We start from the raw sequence: 17,468 nt of genomic DNA, 5'->3' as shown, positions 1-17,468 counted from the left end.
TTGTTGAACTCATATTACGCCGCTTTGGACGCAGTGTCAACAGCATTTTTTAAAATTATTAGACAATTTAGATTAATCAAACTATACTGTATACGCTTTCATTATTGGTATATAAGGAATTTCAAAAGATAAAAGTTTTTGTAATTTTTTTATTAATCTATCAAGTTTACACTCGAATTTTTCAATTTCATATAAACATGTCACATAATATGACGTGTTTTTGTTTCGAGGAGACGTATATACGGAAGATCTTCTGGCAAAAAACAATTTCAGTTCGGATAGGCTCTTTCATTATTTTTCGTCATACACTGGTGTTATCTTGCAAAGAAAAGGTGATACGATGAATAAATCATTTGCAGACATCCAAGGATTTCCCGGGGGTTTTCCAAGCTTTCCCCAGCCATTTTATCCGGCAGCCCCTGGCTTTTATCAGCAAGGCCACCAGCCATATGGAGGCTTTGGATACGGACAGCCGTTCAGCCAGGCATACAGCCCGCTTAGCACCCCCTCTGCTATGTACTCTTCATTTCCATATGCTTCAGGATTTTACGGGCAGCAATTTTCAGGTGCCGGCTATAGCGGCCATGGCGGCGGTTTTAGTATCCCGGCGACGCACGCCGGAGGGTTCAGCGGAGCATCTGGTGTACACGGAGGATTTCGATATTAAATATCATCAGGTGCCGAACATCTATGTTCGGCACTTATTAATTTATTCATCTTTAAATAAAGCTAATAGAATGTGAGGTTTCCTATCTTACTATTTGGAAGCAAAAAGGATATATTTTAAGATAAAGGATAAGTATGTTCACAGTGACGGTTTTTGAGGAGGAATTCATTTTGCATATTAAAGTAGATGATTTGACCGGACATCAAGTGATCGAATTAGTAAGTGAGCATTTACATAGCATGACTCTCATGTCTCCGGCTGAAAGTATTCATGCCCTGGACATAGAAAAGCTGAAAAAACCTGAGATTACATTTTGGAGCGCATGGGACGACAATAAATTAGCCGGCTGCGGAGCACTAAAAGAACTGGACCGCCGGCACGGAGAAATTAAGTCGATGCGAACCTCTTCTTCCCATTTAAGAAAGGGCGTCGCCAGCAAAGTTCTTCAGCACATTATAGAAGAAGCCAAGCGGCGCGGCTATCAGCGCTTGAGTTTAGAAACGGGGTCGATGACTTCTTTCGAGCCGGCAAGAAAACTTTATGAAAGCTTCGGATTCCGGTATTGCCAGCCGTTTGCAGACTATACGGAAGATCCGAGCAGCGTGTTTATGACAAAGGAATTATGAAATATAGAGGATAGATAAGTGCAGGACTATGTTTCTGTCTTATCTGTCTTTTTTTGTGGTTACAATTCATCTTCTGCTATCTAGGCAGCATCTTACATTTATAGACAACTTTCTCGATTGCTTATCACACAAAAAAACCATCCAGCATTGTACTGGATGATTGAATTATTATTTATATTTATTCACTTCATACATCAAAATATTTTTAAACACAACATAATCCTTTTTACTTTCAAAAGGCCCTTTGTTGTTGTCATGCTCATCAATTTCATAAAAGCCCGGTCCCTCTCCAGCATCACGCTGCTTATACCATTTGAGGAAACCGTTCACTTCTTTCATGGACAGCTGATATTCTTTTTGCAAACCGTTTACCATTGTAATAACAAGGAGGGCGTCTCCGTCTTCTGCTGAATTATCCTCAGAAGGTGTTGTTGATTCTTTATCCTTATCTCCCGGAGTTTCCTCTGAATCGGATGGTATATTTAAATCTTTTAACGAAATAGATATAACCGATTTAATTTTAGAATTTGCATATCCACCAAAACTGGAATTTTCTTCTCTTCCACCAATTACGTAAAGTGTATCATCAATAATGACAGAAGAATGCACCATTCTGTATAAAGCTTTCGGATTTGTCACGGCTGTAACTGATTGACTTTTAGGATCGTACACCTTAATTCGGTTTACACCTCCAGTCATCAGAATTTTTCCTTTGTAAGCAAGAGCAGAATAATACCCTGCTGTGAATCCGGTACCATTTTTTACCCACGTATCTTTTTCTGGATCATAAACATAAACGATTTGGGGATTATAATGCGTTCCGCCAAGTAAATATAGTTTATTATCAATTACTGCTGTAGAAGCTCCAGTTACCTCATAATTTTTCAATATCTGTTTTTTCTCCCATTTCTTCGTTTCGAGATCATAACTGTAAGTGGTTCCATCAAACCTATTTTCGAAGCCTACCACGTAAATTTTCTTTCCTATAACTTCAGCGTATATTTGATAGGCTGGAACCTTTCTTTCAAAAGGAAGATCATCTAATTTTTCCCACGTGTCTTTTTTTGGATCATATACTTCTATTGTGTTGACAGCTCCATCGTTTGACATTCCGCCCAAGACATAAATTTTCCCATCTACAGTAACTGATGCAGCTCCCCCCCTCGCTGTGGGCATGTCGGCTTTTCTTGTCCATTCATTTGTTTTAGGATCATAGACAAACGTTTGATTCCCATAAGTACCTGGTTTTACAGTTCCGCCACCTATCACATATATCTTTCCATCAACTACACCGCTGCTTGCGCCGACACGCGGCTCAGGCAAATCTGCTCTTTCTTTCCATTCAACTGTTTCCGCGCGAACGGTTTGGAGCGATTGAAACAGCGTAATCACGAATAAGAAAAAAACAATGAACCATTTTTTCAAAAGAAAACACTCCTTTATTTAATTGTTTCACATAACAAATATCGGCAAGACTACGATTTTTTTATATCTTTTCCTGTATATTCATTTTTCAGGAAATTATAATACGAGTTTTCTCTAAAAAAACTCGGATGTTTTCAATCTTGTTTATTTTTAAGAACAGCGGGAATTACAAACGACATGAACGATATAATGCAAATTCATAAAGGAGGAGATTAATATGACAAAAAGTGTAGTTGGTGTATACGAAACTCCACAAGAGACCATTGCAGTGATTGAAGGCTTACTAACAAAGGGGTATGATTCTGACGATATTTCTGTTGTCACAAATCGCCGGGATACCGATTATCTCGAATCTCGTACAGGGACAGAAGTAAATCAAGCCCTTGAAGCAAATGATAGTGATTCTGAATCCTTTTTCGATAAACTGAAAGATTATTTCACAATGGATGATACAGGCGCACACAGCAAAGCATTATCAGATCTGGATATCTCAAATGATGAAATAGACAAGTATCAAGAGGATCTGGATGACGGAAAGCTTCTCGTAGCCGTTGATACAGACGCAGACTTAGATACGCCTATTGATAATGGCAATGCCCTTTCAGGCGGCTTTGCAAATGCAAATGAGACAGTGGATTATACAACAAAAGAAGAAAAGACCCTGCCGCTTCGAGAAGAACAGCTGAAAGTGGATAAAGAAGATATCCAAATCGGTGAAGTGGAAATCGGAAAAGAAGTCAAAACAGAACAAAGAGATATAGACATTCCGGTAAGACATGATGAAATTTACGTTGAACGCCGTCCGGTGGATGAAAACACGGCAGACGCTTCTCCCGTAAATGACTCAGAAACGGTCAGAGTTCCTATCGTTGAGGAAAAGCTTGAAGTGACCAAAAAACCCGTTGTTACGGATGAAGTGGTTATCGGGAAACGGACTGTCGAAGAAAATGAGCATATTTCTGAAACTGTAAAAAAAGAAGAACCTCGTCTGAATAAAGAAGGAAATGTCCGCGACCTGGATGATGATACGTTAAATAACAAATAAGCATCATAAACAAAAACCTCAAATCCTTAAAGGATTTGAGGTTTTTTCTTGGTACGTCCCAGGAGAGATTCGAACTCCCGACCGACGGCTTAGAAGGCCGTTGCTCTATCCAGCTGAGCTACTGGGACACGTTTTGTTTTTTTGTTTTCGCTTTAACTATCAGCGACAAGATTTATTATATATGGGTTGCAATGATAAGTCAACGGTTTTTTAGAATTTTTTTCATGAGGAAGAAAATTTTCTTCCTCATGTGATATTTCATAGGGTTACACGGTGTTGCAAATCAATGATTTCATCGCCTGCTTGGTTATAAAAACGCACTGTTGCTGTATCATTTTCTAAAGACAGTATAGCATAGCTTTCTGTGCTGCGCACCCTTGGAAGGCGGATGCTGCCTGGATTAATCATCAGTTTTCCGCGCAGCATTTCGCTTCCTGCGATGTGTGAATGCCCGAAGCAAATGATTTCCGCTCCAAGCTCCTCTGCACGATAGTATACGTTTAGCAAGGTCTGTTTAATACCATGAAGGTGTCCATGCGTAACCAATATTTTTTTAGAACCGGCCGTCAGCAGGAGCTCGTCCTTAAAATCGCCGATAAAATCACAATTGCCTTTTACAACGGAATAAGGCTCTAACGCCGGATGGCCGGTTTCAAGCTCAGAGTCTCCGCAATGAATCATGAGATCAACATCCGCTTCATGACGTTTCGCGATGGTTTGGAGTTCTTCTTCAAGTCCATGGCTGTCACTGATAATCAGCACGTTCATATATACGCTCCCCCTTATGCCTCCAAGAGCTTCGACAGCTTTTTAAGTGCGTCAGCCCTGTGGCTGATTTTATTTTTTTCATCACTTGTCAGCTCTGCCATTGTCTTATCTTTATCTTTGACGATAAAGATGGGGTCATAGCCAAAGCCGTATTCTCCTTTCGGCTCCTCGGCAATATACCCTTCAACATGCCCCTCAACAGTTTTTGTTTCCTCTCCCGGAATACTCACGGCAAGCGCGCAGCGAAAACGGGCCGTACGCTGCTCTTTTTCGATGCCTTTCAGCTCGCTCAGCACTTTATCGATATTCGCCTGGTCATCTTTCTGTTCCCCTGCATAGCGTGCTGAATAGACGCCGGGGCGGCCTCCTAAATTATCAACGGACAAACCCGAGTCGTCTGCAATGACCATTTTGTTCACTGCTTTTGCCACCGCTTCCGCTTTTAGAATCGCATTTTCTTCAAACGTATGGCCTGTTTCTTCTATCTCTTCTGCAAATCCGATTTCAGCTAATGATTTTACCTCGTACCCTCTCGGCTCAAGGATTTCTTTAAACTCCTTCACTTTTCCCGGATTGTGAGTCGCAATAATTGCTTCTTTCATGATGATCAAGCCTTTCTGTCATTATTTCAGTTCTGGAAGAGAATCGCCCAGTACTTCTTTTTGCTTGTCAATCAGTTCCTGAATGCCTTTTTCTGCAAGACTGAGAAGGCCATTCAGATCCTCACGTGAAAAGGTTGCCTCTTCCCCTGTTCCCTGAAGCTCCACAAAGCGGCCGCTGCCTGTCATGATGACATTCATATCAACTTCAGCAGCAGAATCTTCTTCATAATTTAAATCTAACAAAATTCCCTGCTCTTTATCAATTCCGACAGAAATCGCTGCCAGGAAATCAGTGAGCGGGTTTGTTTTAATCGTTCCCGCTTTGAGCAGCTTGCCAATTGCAATCGCCATGGCAAGATATGCTCCGGTAATGGAAGCCGTTCTTGTTCCTCCGTCCGCCTGAATGACGTCACAGTCAATCCAAATCGTACGTTCACCCAGTTTCTCTAAATCAACGACTGCCCGAAGCGCGCGGCCGATCAAACGCTGAATTTCCATCGTTCTGCCGGAAATTTTCCCTTTGGAAGATTCTCTGATCGTTCTTTGATTTGTAGCCCGCGGCAGCATGCTGTACTCAGCTGTAATCCACCCTTTGCCTCCGCCCCGCAAAAACGGTGGTACGCGGTCCTCTACAGATGCGTTGCAGATTACTTTTGTATTTCCCGCTGTTATTAGAACAGACCCTTCCGGATGGCTGATAAAGTCCAAATCAAATGTAATTGGACGCAGCTCATCATGTTGTCTTCCGTCATGTCTCATGTTTTACCTCCGATTGTATGTACATAAACCATTTTTGTCCCGGAATTGAATAAAGAAAGAGGCAGCCGGAACGCTAACCTCTTTCTTTCTAGTATATCAAAAATCCCAATTTAAAAACTACCCGTATTCACTTGAGACGGTCTGGATACCGCTTCTGAAAGTTTTTCGCCTTTTTCGTTCACGAGTTCGGCTTTCCCGTTCACTTTAACGGATACGCTTTTTACATCCGGCTGCTCTGTTAAAGTCAGCACAATGCTGTTGAGCACTTCTGAAGAAATCATTTTCGTCTTTTCATCGGCGCTTCCGAAAATGGATTGATTAAAATCTAGCGTTACACGTCCATCTTTGATTTTCGGCTTACTGACCAGCTTCACATCTTCGCTGAAATCCGTCAACAGGCCGCTCGCCTTGCTCGGGCCCTCAGCCAGTTCATTAATAGCCGCTGTAATGTCGTCTGTTTTAGAATTGTCAATTCGTTTTGTTACCGGCACGTAATATTCACTGTCATCGTTTTCCGCTAAATAATAGACTGTCAGCGGATGTGTAGCTGTGAGATCATTGACGCCGGCAGTTTCCAAATTAATCCCGTCCTTACGGCTTAAATCGTCTGAGATCGGCGTGCCGCCTACAGGCATCTCCTTCAGTTCATGGCCGTTGATTCTCAGCTTCACTTTATCAATTGAACTGAATTGAGTCAGCGTCCACGTCACCGATTGGACGATTTTCTGTTCATCTTCCTTCTTATAGTTTTTAAATTCTTTCGAGAAGTCCGCTATAGCAGTGCCATCTTTTTTGATGTCTACGTTAACAGTTGTGTCAGCCGGCAAAACGGCTCTGAAGCCATTCGGCAGAATCTCTGACACAGGCCCGCCCTGCACAAGGTATTCAAGCGCCTGCTTAGCCGTTCCTTCACTTTTCGGAAGAGGCATCGTTTGCGCAACGACATAACCGTTTTTATCAATGAGATAAAGCTCCCTCATCACTGTAGAAGAGTCCTGATTCGCTTTTTCGGTATCACTTTTTTCATTTTTTGTTTTTTCGGCTGCTGTTGTATTTGAATCGGTCCCCGCTTCATCATTTACGTATGTAACGTCTTGAGGCGGATCGATTTCCTCGGCTGTCTTATCGGATTGAAATAAACCGCACCCGGATAAAAGCAAGGCAGAGGTGAGACAAGTGGCACCAATGACTGCAGGTCCTTTTTTCAGCATACTTTTCCCTCCTAAGGCTGTTTGTACTACTATGTATACGAGCCTCAGCGGGAAATAGACCGATGAATTCCATTAAAAACACAAAAAACCCGCAACACGCCGTTGCGGGGCAAAACTATCTTCTGATTGGTTCTCGCAAAGAGATGCATTCTACGTGACCTACTTCATGGCCAAACCAGTCATCTGCTATTTTCGCAAACTGATCCCGTTCTCCTGTAGTCAGGAATTGATGATTCGGGGTAAACGAAGATTGATTCAGCAGTCCTTTATACGATAGAATCGTACTTACTTCCCGGGCTGTTTCATCGCCTGACGAAATAATATTTACATGCTCTCCCATATATCTTTGAATCGCGTCTTTTAAAATAGGGTAATGGGTGCAGCCTAAAATCAGCGAGTCAATCGATGTATCTTTTAACGGAGATAGTGATGTTTTGACAATCTCGTCTGCTGTTTTGTCCAGAAACTTTCCGCTTTCCACAAACGGCACAAGCAGCGGACAGGCAAGATTTTCAACCTTCAGTTCAGCATTTAATGCCAGAAGGGCTTCTTCATAAGCATTGCTCTTAATGGTATTTTCTGTGCCGATCACACCGATATGCTGATTTCCCGTCACTTTTATCGCTGCCCGCGCACCAGGCTGGATCACCCCGACCACCGGAATATCGACGTCGCGCTGGATGTCTTCCAGTGCAATTGCTGTCGCGGTGTTGCAGGCGATCACCAGCATCTTAATGTGGTGGTTTTTCAACAAATAATTTGTCAGCTCCCACGTGTATTGAAGCACTTCTTCTTCAGGACGCGGCCCGTACGGACACCGTTTCGTATCCCCTACGTAGATTATATTTTCTTTTGGTAGCTGTCTCATGATTTCCTTTGCAACGGTTAACCCGCCAACCCCGGAATCAATGACTCCTATTGGTTGTTCCAACAAAATCGCCTCATTTTCTCTTCATTTCTTGCTGCAGTTTCATCAATGATTTTTCGAAGATGGCTATTTCTTCATCTGTAAACGTTTCGAACATATCACGCAGGTATTCCTGCCTTTTTGTAATGACTTCTTGGATAATGCGTTCTCCTTCTGGCAGAAGGTGTATCCTGACGACACGTCTGTCCGCCGGGTCCTTTACCCGCTCGACAAGCTCATTTTTTTGCATACGGTCGATGAGATCCGTCGTCGTGCTGCATGCCAGATACATTTTCCCCGATAGTTCGCCGATTGTCATGTCTCCTAATTCATAAAGCCATTGCAGACCGACAAATTGCGGCGGCGTAATTGCGTATTGGTTTAGGATTTCTCTTCCTTTTTGTTTAATGATCGCGGCAATGTGGCGGAGCGACTTTTCAATGTCCGCAACATGCTCCAAAGGTTTTGATGTCATTTGTCCATCCCTCACTCAAGGATCTCTTACGCACAAAAGCGTTCCGTGTCTATTTTCCTTCTTTTCTATAGAAAATGCAAGACTCGCGGGACGAGAAATAGAGGGACATTAGGCAAATGAAAGCAAATTGAAATCTCGTTTTATATCGTATCATCCTGGTTTAAAATAGGAATTCGGAACTTTTCAGACAAACAGCAATAACCGGCTCCCTCCTGAAAAGAAGGAATACCGGCAAGGATTAAAGCTCTAGCTCACCCATTCTAAGAAGCTCAACAACGGCTTGCGAACGCCCTTTCACACCCAATTTCTGCATGGCATTTGAAATATGGTTTCGAACGGTTTTCTCACTGATAAATAGCTCGCTTGCAATCTCCTTTGTTGTCTTATCTTGAACGAGCAATTCGAACACTTCTCTTTCTCTTTTCGTTAGCAGCGGCTTCGATTGAAATTCTTTCTCCTTCAAGTATTGTAACCCTCCTTGCTAAGGTGAGAGCGAATCTGAAACGAATGGGTTTTGATATAGTCAAGATATCATATGTCAGGAGGGCTCAGGAGGTGACGTTTACAGAAGAATTAGTTTATGGTGTATGGAGAAGCTTTTCTTTCTCCTCATTCGTCCAGCTGACAGCCTTTCCGCTTTCCTTTGACACTTGAACCATGACAACAGCTCCGGTGAAGCAGGGCTCCCCTACGCTATTTTCTCCGAGGTAATGCAAAGTGAGGGATGAACTGCCTACAGCGCTTGTTTTCACATAAATACGCAAGTCTTCATAAGGCATGACTTGGCGCAGATAATCACATTGCTGACTGGCGACGACGGTCATGGTTTGCTTATTTTGTTTCATCATATTCAAATGTTTAAAATAAGATATCCTCGCTTCTTCAAAATAGATGAAAGGGATTACATTATTCATATGTCCAAACATATCTGTCTCAGAAAATCGTACAGAAACTTCATTAAAAAAAGAAAAGGATTCTTTCCATTTTTGAAACGGCATGTCAATATAAGCAGGAAGCTTCATTTCACTCATCTCCTTATTGTTAAAAAAACCTCTCCCATGCGGAAGAGGTTTTTTCTTCTTATACTCTGTCGCTTCCGAAGAAATTGCGGAATGCTTGTAAGTTTGTATCCCTGTTTAAGGCAGCGATAGAAGTGGTCAGCGGAATGCCTTTCGGGCAGGATTGAACGCAGTTTTGCGAGTTACCGCAATCTGCAAGGCCCCCTTCTTCCATCAGTGCTTCCAGCCGGTCAGATTTGTTCATGGCACCTGTCGGATGGGCGTTAAACAAACGGACCTGAGACATCGGAGCAGGCCCCATGAATTTCGATTTGCTGTTTACATTCGGGCAGGCTTCCAGGCAGACACCGCACGTCATGCATTTTGATAATTCATATGCCCACTGGCGGCGTTTTTCCGGCATTCTCGGTCCCGGTCCTAAATCGTACGTGCCGTCGATCGGTATCCACGCTTTTACTTTTTTCAGCGAATTAAACATTCTGCTGCGGTCAACCTGCAAATCACGCACGACCGGGAATGTTTTCATCGGTTTTAAGCGGATCGGCTGTTCAAGCTGGTCAACAAGCGCCGTACACGACTGGCGGGGCTTTCCGTTTATGACCATTGAACATGCGCCGCATACTTCTTCAAGACAGTTCATATCCCAAGTAACAGGAGTCGTCTTTTCACCTTTCACGTTAACCGGATTCCGGCGGATTTCCATTAGAGCGGAAATAACGTTCAGATTCGGGCGGTATGGAATCTCAAATTCTTCATCGTAAGGCGTGCTGTCGGGTGTATCTTGACGTGTGATAATAAATCGTATGGTCTTTTTCTCACTCATGATTATTTCGCCACCTTCTTCTTCGAGTAATCCCGTTTCCGAGGCGTTATCAGTGATACATCGACATCCTGATACTCAAACTCCGGCGCTTCATACGGGCTTACATGTTTAGCCATTGTTGTTTTGAGCCATTCATCGTCATTACGCTCAGGGAAATCCGGTTTATAATGGGCGCCCCTGCTTTCATTACGGTTGTAAGCACCCAGTGTAATTACCCTGGCAAGCTGAAGCATGTTTGAAAGCTGGCGTGTAAACATAGCTCCCTGGTTGCTCCATTTTGTCGTGTCATTGATGTTAATCTTTTTAAACCGCTCCATTAGCTCCTGAATTTTGTCATCTGTTTTCAACAGCTTGTCATTATGGCGGACAACCGTCACATTCGCCGTCATCCATTCCCCGAGCTCTCTATGGAGGACGTACGCATTTTCGTTTCCGTCCATATTCATAATCTCAGCCCATTTATCTTCTTCTTTTTTCACGTGGGCATCGAATATCGCTGAAGACATATCCTCTGCGGAAGATTCTAAGCCGTTTACATATTTAACAGCATTCGGTCCGGCTACCATTCCTCCGTAAATCGCGGAGAGCAGGGAGTTTGCTCCCAAGCGGTTGCCGCCGTGCATGGAGTAATCACATTCTCCAGCGGCAAACAGTCCCGGAATATTTGTCATTTGATCGTAGTCCACCCATAAGCCGCCCATTGAATAATGAACCGCAGGGAAGATTTTCATCGGAAGTTTGCGCGGGTCGTCTCCCATAAACTTCTCATAAATTTCAATGATGCCGCCGAGCTTAATGTCAAGCTCTTTTGGATCTTTATGAGACAGATCGAGATATACCATATTCTCGCCGTTGATGCCGAGTTTCTGATTCACACACACATCAAATATTTCGCGTGTCGCAATATCACGCGGCACCAAGTTTCCATACGCAGGATATTTCTCCTCAAGGAAATACCACGGTTTACCGTCTTTGTATGTCCATACACGTCCGCCTTCACCGCGTGCAGATTCACTCATCAGCCTTAATTTATCATCCCCCGGTATGGCTGTCGGGTGGATCTGAATGAATTCTCCATTTGCATAATACGCTCCCTGCTGATAAACGATCGATGCAGCAGACCCTGTATTAATCATGGAGTTTGTGGATTTACCGAAAATGATTCCCGGTCCGCCCGTCGCCATAATCACAGCGTCTGAACGGAAGGATTCAATTTGCATGTTTGTCAGGTTTTGCGCGACAATTCCGCGGCATGTTCTGTCATCATCTAATACAGCGCCAAGGAATTCCCAGCCTTCGTATTTTGTGACCAGACCTGCAACCTCGTATCTGCGCACTTGCTCGTCCAGAGCATAAAGCAGCTGCTGGCCAGTCGTCGCACCTGCATAAGCTGTTCTGTGGTGCTGTGTACCCCCAAATCGGCGGAAATCAAGCAGCCCCTCAGGCGTCCGGTTAAACATGACGCCCATCCGGTCTAATAAGTGGATGATTGACGGCGCCGCTTCACACATCGCCTTAACCGGCGGCTGATTGGCAAGAAAGTCTCCCCCGTATACAGTATCGTCAAAATGTTCCCACGGAGAGTCACCTTCCCCTTTTGTATTGACCGCTCCGTTGATGCCGCCTTGGGCACAAACCGAATGAGAACGTTTCACAGGAACGATGGAAAACAGCTTAACCGCCATTCCTGATTCCGCTGCTTTAATTGTCGCCATGAGGCCGGCAAGACCCCCGCCGACTACGATAATGCTTGATTGACTCATGATAGCCCCTCTCCCTCTAGTAATCTAGTACTCTCTTATACAAATGCAAAAATCGCTTTTAAGCCTACGTAAGACAGTGCAACAAAAATAATCAGCGTAACGTATGTCGAAATTCTTTGAGAACGAGGCGTTACCGTGATGCCCCATGTAACAGCGAAAGACCATAAACCGTTCGAGAAGTGGAAAATGGTTGATAGTACACCTACAATGTAAAAGCCCAGCATAGCCGGTGAGCTCAAGATATTCGCCATCATGTCGAAATTAACCTCAGCGCCCATCTGTGCAGCAATGCGTGTTTCCCACACATGCCAGCTCACAAAAATGAGGGTGATGATACCCGTTACACGCTGCAGGACAAAGAGCCAGTTTCGCATATAGCTATATTGGCCTGCGTTATTTTTCGCAGTAAACGCTATGTACACACCATAAACTGCATGATAAATTAAAGGTAAGAAGATAATAAAGATTTCCAGAGCATACCTGAAAGGCAGACTATCCATAAAATGAGCAGCATTATTGAATGCTTCCGCGCCCCTTGCGGCAAACTGGTTGACGACCAAATGCTGAATCAAAAAGATGCCGACCGGTATGACGCCAAGCAAGGAATGCAATCTTCGAAAATAAAACTCTCTGTTCCCAGACATTACTTTACCCCCTGTTTGATAAGTGCGAAATGTGCTAAATCTCTTCCCCCACTTCTTTCAATTGTAAGCACTTTATTAAGATTTATTGACAATTTCATTTTACTCCTACCACAAAAGGGCGTCAAGAAAACGCGTACATAAATTCTAATTTTCCGAATTGATTAGTTGATTCAAAAATTTTATTTTATCAATATATAATTCTTTCTTAATTTTTCATGATAAATACAGGATCATTCTGTAATCCTCCCCCCTGTTTGGGCTATAATATACGGAGGAGAGAGGGGAGACAGATATGAAGTCTAAATATGAAGCATCAATACATAATCTAAAAGAAATTGAAATGAACGCCTATGCCTATGAACTGATACGAGAGATTGTTCTCCCAGACATGCTTGGCCAAGATTACTCTTCCATGATGTATTGGGCAGGGAAACATCTCGCCCGAAAGTTTCCTCTTGAATCATGGGAGGAATTTCCGGCTTTCTTTGAAGAAGCAGGCTGGGGAACCCTCACAAACGTTAGCGCAAAGAAACAGGAGCTAGAATTCGAGCTTGAAGGACAGATCATTTCCAATCGGCTCAAATATCAGAAAGAACCTTGCTTTCAGCTGGAAGCTGGCTTCATCGCCGAGCAAATTCAATTGATGAATGATCAGATTGCCGAATCATACGAACAAGTAAAAAAGAGAGCCGATAAAGTGGTTCTGACTGTTAAATGGGATATGAAAGACCCTGTTTAATGAAAAAGGCGGTGACTGCATGAGTCCCGCCTTTTTGGTTGTCATGACACAGCTGAAGGGTGTTTCGAGAGTTCAAACGCATCGTGCAGTGCTTCCACCGCTTTTACCATGTCATTTTCGCTCACTACTGTTGAAACTTTGATTTCAGATGTGCTGACCATTTTGATTAATATGTTTTTTTCCGCCAGTACAGCAAACATTTCAGCCGCTACACCGGGATTTGATACCATGCCTGATCCAACAATGGATACTTTGGCCAATTTGCTTTCTGTCTCAATTTTTTCGAATTCAAGCGCGTCTTTGTACTCTTCAAGTACGGCAACAGCCTGATCCGCGTCTTCTGATTTAACAGAGAAGGAAATACCGGTCTCATGGTCTCCCGCCTGCGTTTGGATAATGATATCCACATTAATGTTTCGTTTTGCAAGAGTTGTAAAAATGGTAGACAAAGTGGTCAGGCCGCTTGTCAGCCCGTAGATGGTTACCCTTGTGATTTGATCTTCGAACGCGATGCCTCTGACGATAAGGTTCTGCTCCATGGATGATTCCTCCTCAATTAATGTTCCCGCTTCTGTTTCTGTACTTGAACGCACTTCTAACGGCACTTGGTAATTTTTCGCGAATTCAACAGCTCTTGGATGAAGAACACCAGCGCCTAAATTGGCAAGCTCCAGCATTTCATCGTAAGAGATGCCGGCAAGCTTTCTCGCTGATTTCACGTAGCGCGGATCGGTTGTAAACACGCCGGGCACGTCCGTATAAATATCACATTTGTCCGCTTTTAATGCGGCAGCCAAAGCCACTGCTGTTGTGTCTGAACCGCCCCTGCCCAATGTCGTGATTTCACTGTCGTCTGTCATGCCTTGAAATCCTGCCACAACAACTACTTTTCCCTTTTGAAGCTGGCTTTCTAAGGCAGACGTGTTTATATCCGTAATTCTGGCATTGCCATGGACGTCCTCGGTGCGGATTCCCGCCTGCCATCCTGTATAGGAAACGGCGTCATAGCCTTTTTCCTGCAGCGCCATGGAAAGCAGGGAAATGGTGACCTGCTCGCCTGTTGCCAGCAGCATATCCATTTCACGTTTGCTCGGCTGATCAGTGATGTCTTTTGCAAGGCTGACCAATGCGTCAGTGGATTTCCCCATAGCTGATACGACAACGACGACTTGATGGCCTTTCTGTTTTTCCGCAATGACGCGATTTGCTGCATTTTGAATTTTTTCGACTGAGCCGACGGAAGTACCTCCGAATTTTTGTACAATGAGACCCATGTTAACCACCCTTTACATTTTGGTTCGTGCGGGTGAGGAGAAAGAGCGCTTTGTCCACAATAAAAAAAGCAATGAGAGGAATTGCTCTCATTGCTTATCAATTAATCATCAAGATGATTATGAACAACGAGATAGCCCTCCAAGAAAATGATTTCTTGACAGCCTTACATTTATTCAATGCACGGCCAGCAAATAATACCGATGGGGTTTTATTTGCTTCGGCGACGCTCCCCTTTCAGCCTTTTTCTCAGAATCCATCTTTCTCCAAAGGCTTACTCTTGAAGTTCGCACCTCTATCTTCACCATATTACACGATCTAATTATGAAATTAGTTCACATTTTATCAGAACTTTTTCAAAAGGACAACATTATTTTTGCAATTTGTCATAAAGCAGCTGTGCCGGCGCTTCGGGAACCCCTGCTTTTTTGATGTCCTCAAGGCTTGCTTCCTTCATTTTTTTGACGGAACCGAAATGCTTTAACAGCATTTTCTTTCTTTTTTCTCCGATACCCGGTATGTCGTCCAAAACAGATTGAAATGCGCTTTTCCCGCGGATCTGTCTGTGGAAGCTGATCGCAAATCGGTGCACCTCATCCTGAATGCGCTGAAGCAGGTAAAATTCCTGGCTGTTTCGTTCAAGGTAAACCGCCTCAAGCGGATCACCGATTAATAAGTTGGAGGTTCTGTGTTTATCATCCTTTGCCAAGCCGGCAATCGGGATGTCCAGGCCGAGTTCGTTTTCAACGACGTCACGGGCCGCGTTGATCTGGCCTTTCCCTCCGTCTATAATGATCAGATCAGGCAGCGGCAGGTTTTCACGAAGCACTCTCGTATATCTTCGTCTGACAACCTCTCTCATTGAGCCGTAATCATCTGGCCCTGTGACAGTTTTGATTTTGTACTTGCGGTATTCCTTTTTGTATGGTTTGCCATCGATGAACACAATCATCGCCGAAACCGGGTTAGTCCCTTGTATATTCGAGTTATCGAACGCTTCGATTCTGTGCGGGGTATAAATATTTAAGGCGTCTCCGAGTTTCTGCACAGCACCGAATGAACGCTCCTCGTCACGTTCGATTAAAGAGAATTTTTCTTTAAGCGCGATTTTTGCGTTTTTATGTGCCAGCATAAGCAATTCTTTCTTCGCCCCTTTTTTCGGCTGATGGACGTTTGTTTCCAACAGCTGCTCAATCATCGATTGATCAACGCTGTCCGGCACTAAAATTTCCTTCGGCAGAAAATGGTTGTTTTTTGAATAGAACTGCCCGATGAAGGTAAGGAACTCTTCATCTGCTTCCTGATAAAGCGGAAACATGCTGACGTCACGTTCAATAAGCTTTCCTTGCCGTACGAAAAAGACCTGTACGCACATCCAGCCTTTATCATAAGCGTAAGCGAATACGTCACGGTCGACTAAGTCGTTCATGGTCATTTTTTGTTTTTCCATCGTTGAATCGATATGAGCGATTTGGTCACGAAGTTCCTTTGCCCGTTCAAACTCAAGGTTCTCAGCCGCCTCAAGCATTTTCTCTTCAAGCTCTTTTTTGACGTCGTTATAGCCGCCCCTTAAGAAACGGGTTATGCTCTCTACCAGTTCTCTGTTTGTCTCTTCTGAAATGTCCTTTACACACGGAGCGAGACATTGTCCGAGGTGATAATAAAGGCACACTCTGTCCGGGAGCTTGGAGCATTTTCTGAGAGGGTAGAGACGGTCGAGCAGCTTTTTTGTCTCCCTTGCGGCCTGCACATTCGGATACGGTCCGAAATAGCGCCCTTTGTCTTTTTTGACGTTGCGGGTGACAATCAGCCTTGGGTGGCGTTCATGGGTGAGTTTTATAAAAGGATAGGTTTTATCGTCTTTCAGCATGACGTTATATTTCGGATCATGCTTTTTAATCAAGTTCATTTCTAAAATAAGCGCTTCAAGATTGGAGGACGTCACGATATATTCAAAATCCTCAATTTCCGTCACAAGCCTCTGTGTTTTTGCGTCATGAGAGCCGGTAAAGTAGGAGCGCACTCTGTTTTTCAGCACTTTTGCTTTTCCTACGTAGATCACTGTCTGCTGACGGTCCTTCATTAAGTAACACCCTGGCTGATCGGGAAGGAGGGCGAGTTTTTCTTTCAGTTGTTTGTTCATATGTTACCCTTCCTTATATTTAGTCCTTTGCTTCCAGTTTAACACGAACAGGTGTTTTTCTCCATGATTCACAATTGGCGAATAAAAAAAGCGATCCCTCAATTGGAATCGCTCTGGCATGTAAGCAGCCGAAAATTAAAGATGTTTGTTTACAAGCTCTTGAAGCGCTTCTTTCGGTTTGAAGCCGACAGATGTTTCAACAACTTCTCCGTCTTTTAAGACAAGAAGTGTCGGGATGCTCATAACGCCGTATTTGCCGGCTGTCTCTTGGTTCTCATCTACATCGATTTTCACGATTTTTAGTTTGTCGCCCATTTCTTGATCCAATTCTTCAAGAACAGGTGCAATCATTTTACAAGGTCCGCACCAAGGGGCCCAGAAATCAGCCAGTACGACGCCTTCGCTTGTTTCAGCTGAGAAAGATTGATCAGTTGCTTTTACGATAGCCATTATTGAATTCCTCCAATTGTGAAATGATGATTTTTAGTATAGCATCTCCCATTCGTTCACGCTATTTAAATGCTTATAAATTATTTTTTCCTGATCACAATCGGTTTACTCATAGAATGGGGCATTTCGA

Annotated in this window: 19 protein-coding genes, 1 tRNA gene and 1 riboswitch; of the genes, 4 read left to right on the top strand and 16 right to left on the bottom strand. The window is 43.6% G+C overall.

Going from position 1 to position 17,468, the window contains the following annotated elements:
- The first annotated feature begins 340 nt into the window (after nucleotides 1-340).
- Both cotQ and LJF29_RS01315 read left to right on the top strand, forming a co-directional pair.
- Nucleotides 341-667, top strand: coding sequence for an inner spore coat protein CotQ (cotQ, locus tag LJF29_RS01320; protein WP_229146574.1), 327 nt, complete (start codon nucleotides 341-343; stop codon nucleotides 665-667).
- 170 nt (nucleotides 668-837) lie between these two features.
- Nucleotides 838-1,293, top strand: a complete 456-nt coding sequence (locus tag LJF29_RS01315) for a GNAT family N-acetyltransferase (protein WP_229146573.1) — start codon at nucleotides 838-840, stop codon at nucleotides 1,291-1,293.
- A 168-nt stretch (nucleotides 1,294-1,461) separates the two neighbouring features.
- Here the strand turns inward: LJF29_RS01315 and LJF29_RS01310 are convergent, their stop codons facing one another.
- The gene (locus LJF29_RS01310) at nucleotides 1,462-2,718 is read right to left on the bottom strand and encodes a Kelch repeat-containing protein (RefSeq protein ID WP_229146571.1); all 1,257 of its coding nucleotides are present in this window, start codon (nucleotides 2,716-2,718) and stop codon (nucleotides 1,462-1,464) included.
- Nucleotides 2,719-2,935: 217 nt separating this feature from the next.
- Between LJF29_RS01310 and LJF29_RS01305 the strand changes: the two genes are divergently transcribed.
- On the top strand, nucleotides 2,936-3,763 hold the full coding sequence (locus tag LJF29_RS01305) for a YsnF/AvaK domain-containing protein (protein WP_229146570.1): 828 nt from the start codon (nucleotides 2,936-2,938) through the stop codon (nucleotides 3,761-3,763).
- A gap of 54 nt (nucleotides 3,764-3,817) precedes the next feature.
- On the opposite strand, the gene LJF29_RS01300 is transcribed toward LJF29_RS01305, so the two are convergent.
- The 12 genes from LJF29_RS01300 to sdhC form a co-directional block, all read right to left on the bottom strand.
- Nucleotides 3,818-3,891 (bottom strand) — tRNA-Arg (locus tag LJF29_RS01300).
- A 130-nt stretch (nucleotides 3,892-4,021) separates the two neighbouring features.
- Nucleotides 4,022-4,531 carry a YfcE family phosphodiesterase gene (locus LJF29_RS01295; RefSeq protein ID WP_010335197.1) on the bottom strand — a complete coding sequence of 170 codons (510 nt, stop codon included), beginning with the start codon at nucleotides 4,529-4,531 and terminating at the stop codon, nucleotides 4,022-4,024.
- A gap of 14 nt (nucleotides 4,532-4,545) precedes the next feature.
- The gene (locus tag LJF29_RS01290; RefSeq protein WP_229146568.1) at nucleotides 4,546-5,142 is read right to left on the bottom strand and encodes an XTP/dITP diphosphatase; all 597 of its coding nucleotides are present in this window, start codon (nucleotides 5,140-5,142) and stop codon (nucleotides 4,546-4,548) included.
- 12 nt (nucleotides 5,143-5,154) lie between these two features.
- Nucleotides 5,155-5,892 (bottom strand): ribonuclease PH, encoded by a 738-nt coding sequence (gene rph, locus LJF29_RS01285; RefSeq protein WP_010335199.1) that lies wholly within the window; start codon nucleotides 5,890-5,892, stop codon nucleotides 5,155-5,157.
- Between the two features lie 110 nt (nucleotides 5,893-6,002).
- A complete protein-coding gene (gene gerM / locus LJF29_RS01280) occupies nucleotides 6,003-7,103 on the bottom strand; it encodes a spore germination protein GerM (RefSeq protein ID WP_029441379.1) in 1,101 nt (366 codons plus the stop codon).
- A 115-nt stretch (nucleotides 7,104-7,218) separates the two neighbouring features.
- Nucleotides 7,219-8,037 (bottom strand): glutamate racemase, encoded by an 819-nt coding sequence (racE, locus tag LJF29_RS01275; RefSeq protein WP_168748468.1) that lies wholly within the window; start codon nucleotides 8,035-8,037, stop codon nucleotides 7,219-7,221.
- A gap of 7 nt (nucleotides 8,038-8,044) precedes the next feature.
- A complete protein-coding gene (locus LJF29_RS01270; protein WP_010335201.1) occupies nucleotides 8,045-8,485 on the bottom strand; it encodes a MarR family winged helix-turn-helix transcriptional regulator in 441 nt (146 codons plus the stop codon).
- Nucleotides 8,486-8,723: 238 nt separating this feature from the next.
- Nucleotides 8,724-8,948 (bottom strand): spore germination transcription factor GerE, encoded by a 225-nt coding sequence (gene gerE, locus LJF29_RS01265; RefSeq protein ID WP_003184172.1) that lies wholly within the window; start codon nucleotides 8,946-8,948, stop codon nucleotides 8,724-8,726.
- 115 nt (nucleotides 8,949-9,063) lie between these two features.
- Nucleotides 9,064-9,507 carry an acyl-CoA thioesterase gene (locus LJF29_RS01260; RefSeq protein ID WP_229146566.1) on the bottom strand — a complete coding sequence of 148 codons (444 nt, stop codon included), beginning with the start codon at nucleotides 9,505-9,507 and terminating at the stop codon, nucleotides 9,064-9,066.
- A 58-nt stretch (nucleotides 9,508-9,565) separates the two neighbouring features.
- A complete protein-coding gene (gene sdhB / locus LJF29_RS01255; protein ID WP_010335203.1) occupies nucleotides 9,566-10,327 on the bottom strand; it encodes a succinate dehydrogenase iron-sulfur subunit in 762 nt (253 codons plus the stop codon).
- Between the two features lie 2 nt (nucleotides 10,328-10,329).
- A complete protein-coding gene (gene sdhA, locus LJF29_RS01250) occupies nucleotides 10,330-12,090 on the bottom strand; it encodes a succinate dehydrogenase flavoprotein subunit (RefSeq protein WP_229146565.1) in 1,761 nt (586 codons plus the stop codon).
- Nucleotides 12,091-12,125: 35 nt separating this feature from the next.
- Nucleotides 12,126-12,734 carry a succinate dehydrogenase cytochrome B558 gene (gene sdhC / locus LJF29_RS01245; RefSeq protein ID WP_003237652.1) on the bottom strand — a complete coding sequence of 203 codons (609 nt, stop codon included), beginning with the start codon at nucleotides 12,732-12,734 and terminating at the stop codon, nucleotides 12,126-12,128.
- 292 nt (nucleotides 12,735-13,026) lie between these two features.
- Between sdhC and LJF29_RS01240 the strand changes: the two genes are divergently transcribed.
- The gene (locus LJF29_RS01240) at nucleotides 13,027-13,473 is read left to right on the top strand and encodes a YslB family protein (RefSeq protein ID WP_010335208.1); all 447 of its coding nucleotides are present in this window, start codon (nucleotides 13,027-13,029) and stop codon (nucleotides 13,471-13,473) included.
- Between the two features lie 41 nt (nucleotides 13,474-13,514).
- Here LJF29_RS01240 and LJF29_RS01235 read toward each other — a convergent pair whose 3' ends face one another.
- The 3 genes from LJF29_RS01235 to trxA all read right to left on the bottom strand — a co-directional run bounded on the left by LJF29_RS01235 (nucleotide 13,515) and on the right by trxA (nucleotide 17,338).
- The gene (locus tag LJF29_RS01235) at nucleotides 13,515-14,747 is read right to left on the bottom strand and encodes an aspartate kinase (RefSeq protein WP_095714268.1); all 1,233 of its coding nucleotides are present in this window, start codon (nucleotides 14,745-14,747) and stop codon (nucleotides 13,515-13,517) included.
- A 124-nt stretch (nucleotides 14,748-14,871) separates the two neighbouring features.
- Nucleotides 14,872-15,051, bottom strand: a riboswitch (Lysine riboswitch).
- A 64-nt stretch (nucleotides 15,052-15,115) separates the two neighbouring features.
- On the bottom strand, nucleotides 15,116-16,888 hold the full coding sequence (uvrC, locus tag LJF29_RS01225) for an excinuclease ABC subunit UvrC (RefSeq protein ID WP_010335210.1): 1,773 nt from the start codon (nucleotides 16,886-16,888) through the stop codon (nucleotides 15,116-15,118).
- Between the two features lie 135 nt (nucleotides 16,889-17,023).
- Nucleotides 17,024-17,338: a thioredoxin gene (trxA, locus tag LJF29_RS01220; RefSeq protein ID WP_003222500.1), complete on the bottom strand. Its 315-nt coding sequence runs from the start codon at nucleotides 17,336-17,338 to the stop codon at nucleotides 17,024-17,026.
- Between the last annotated feature and the right edge of the window lie 130 nt (nucleotides 17,339-17,468).

Origin of the sequence: Bacillus sp. LBG-1-113 (assembly GCF_020708615.1) — a bacterium.
Taxonomy (GTDB): Bacteria; Bacillota; Bacilli; order Bacillales; family Bacillaceae; genus Bacillus; species Bacillus mojavensis.
Note: the sequence above shows the minus strand (reverse complement) of the source record. Positions and strands in the feature narration are given on the sequence as shown.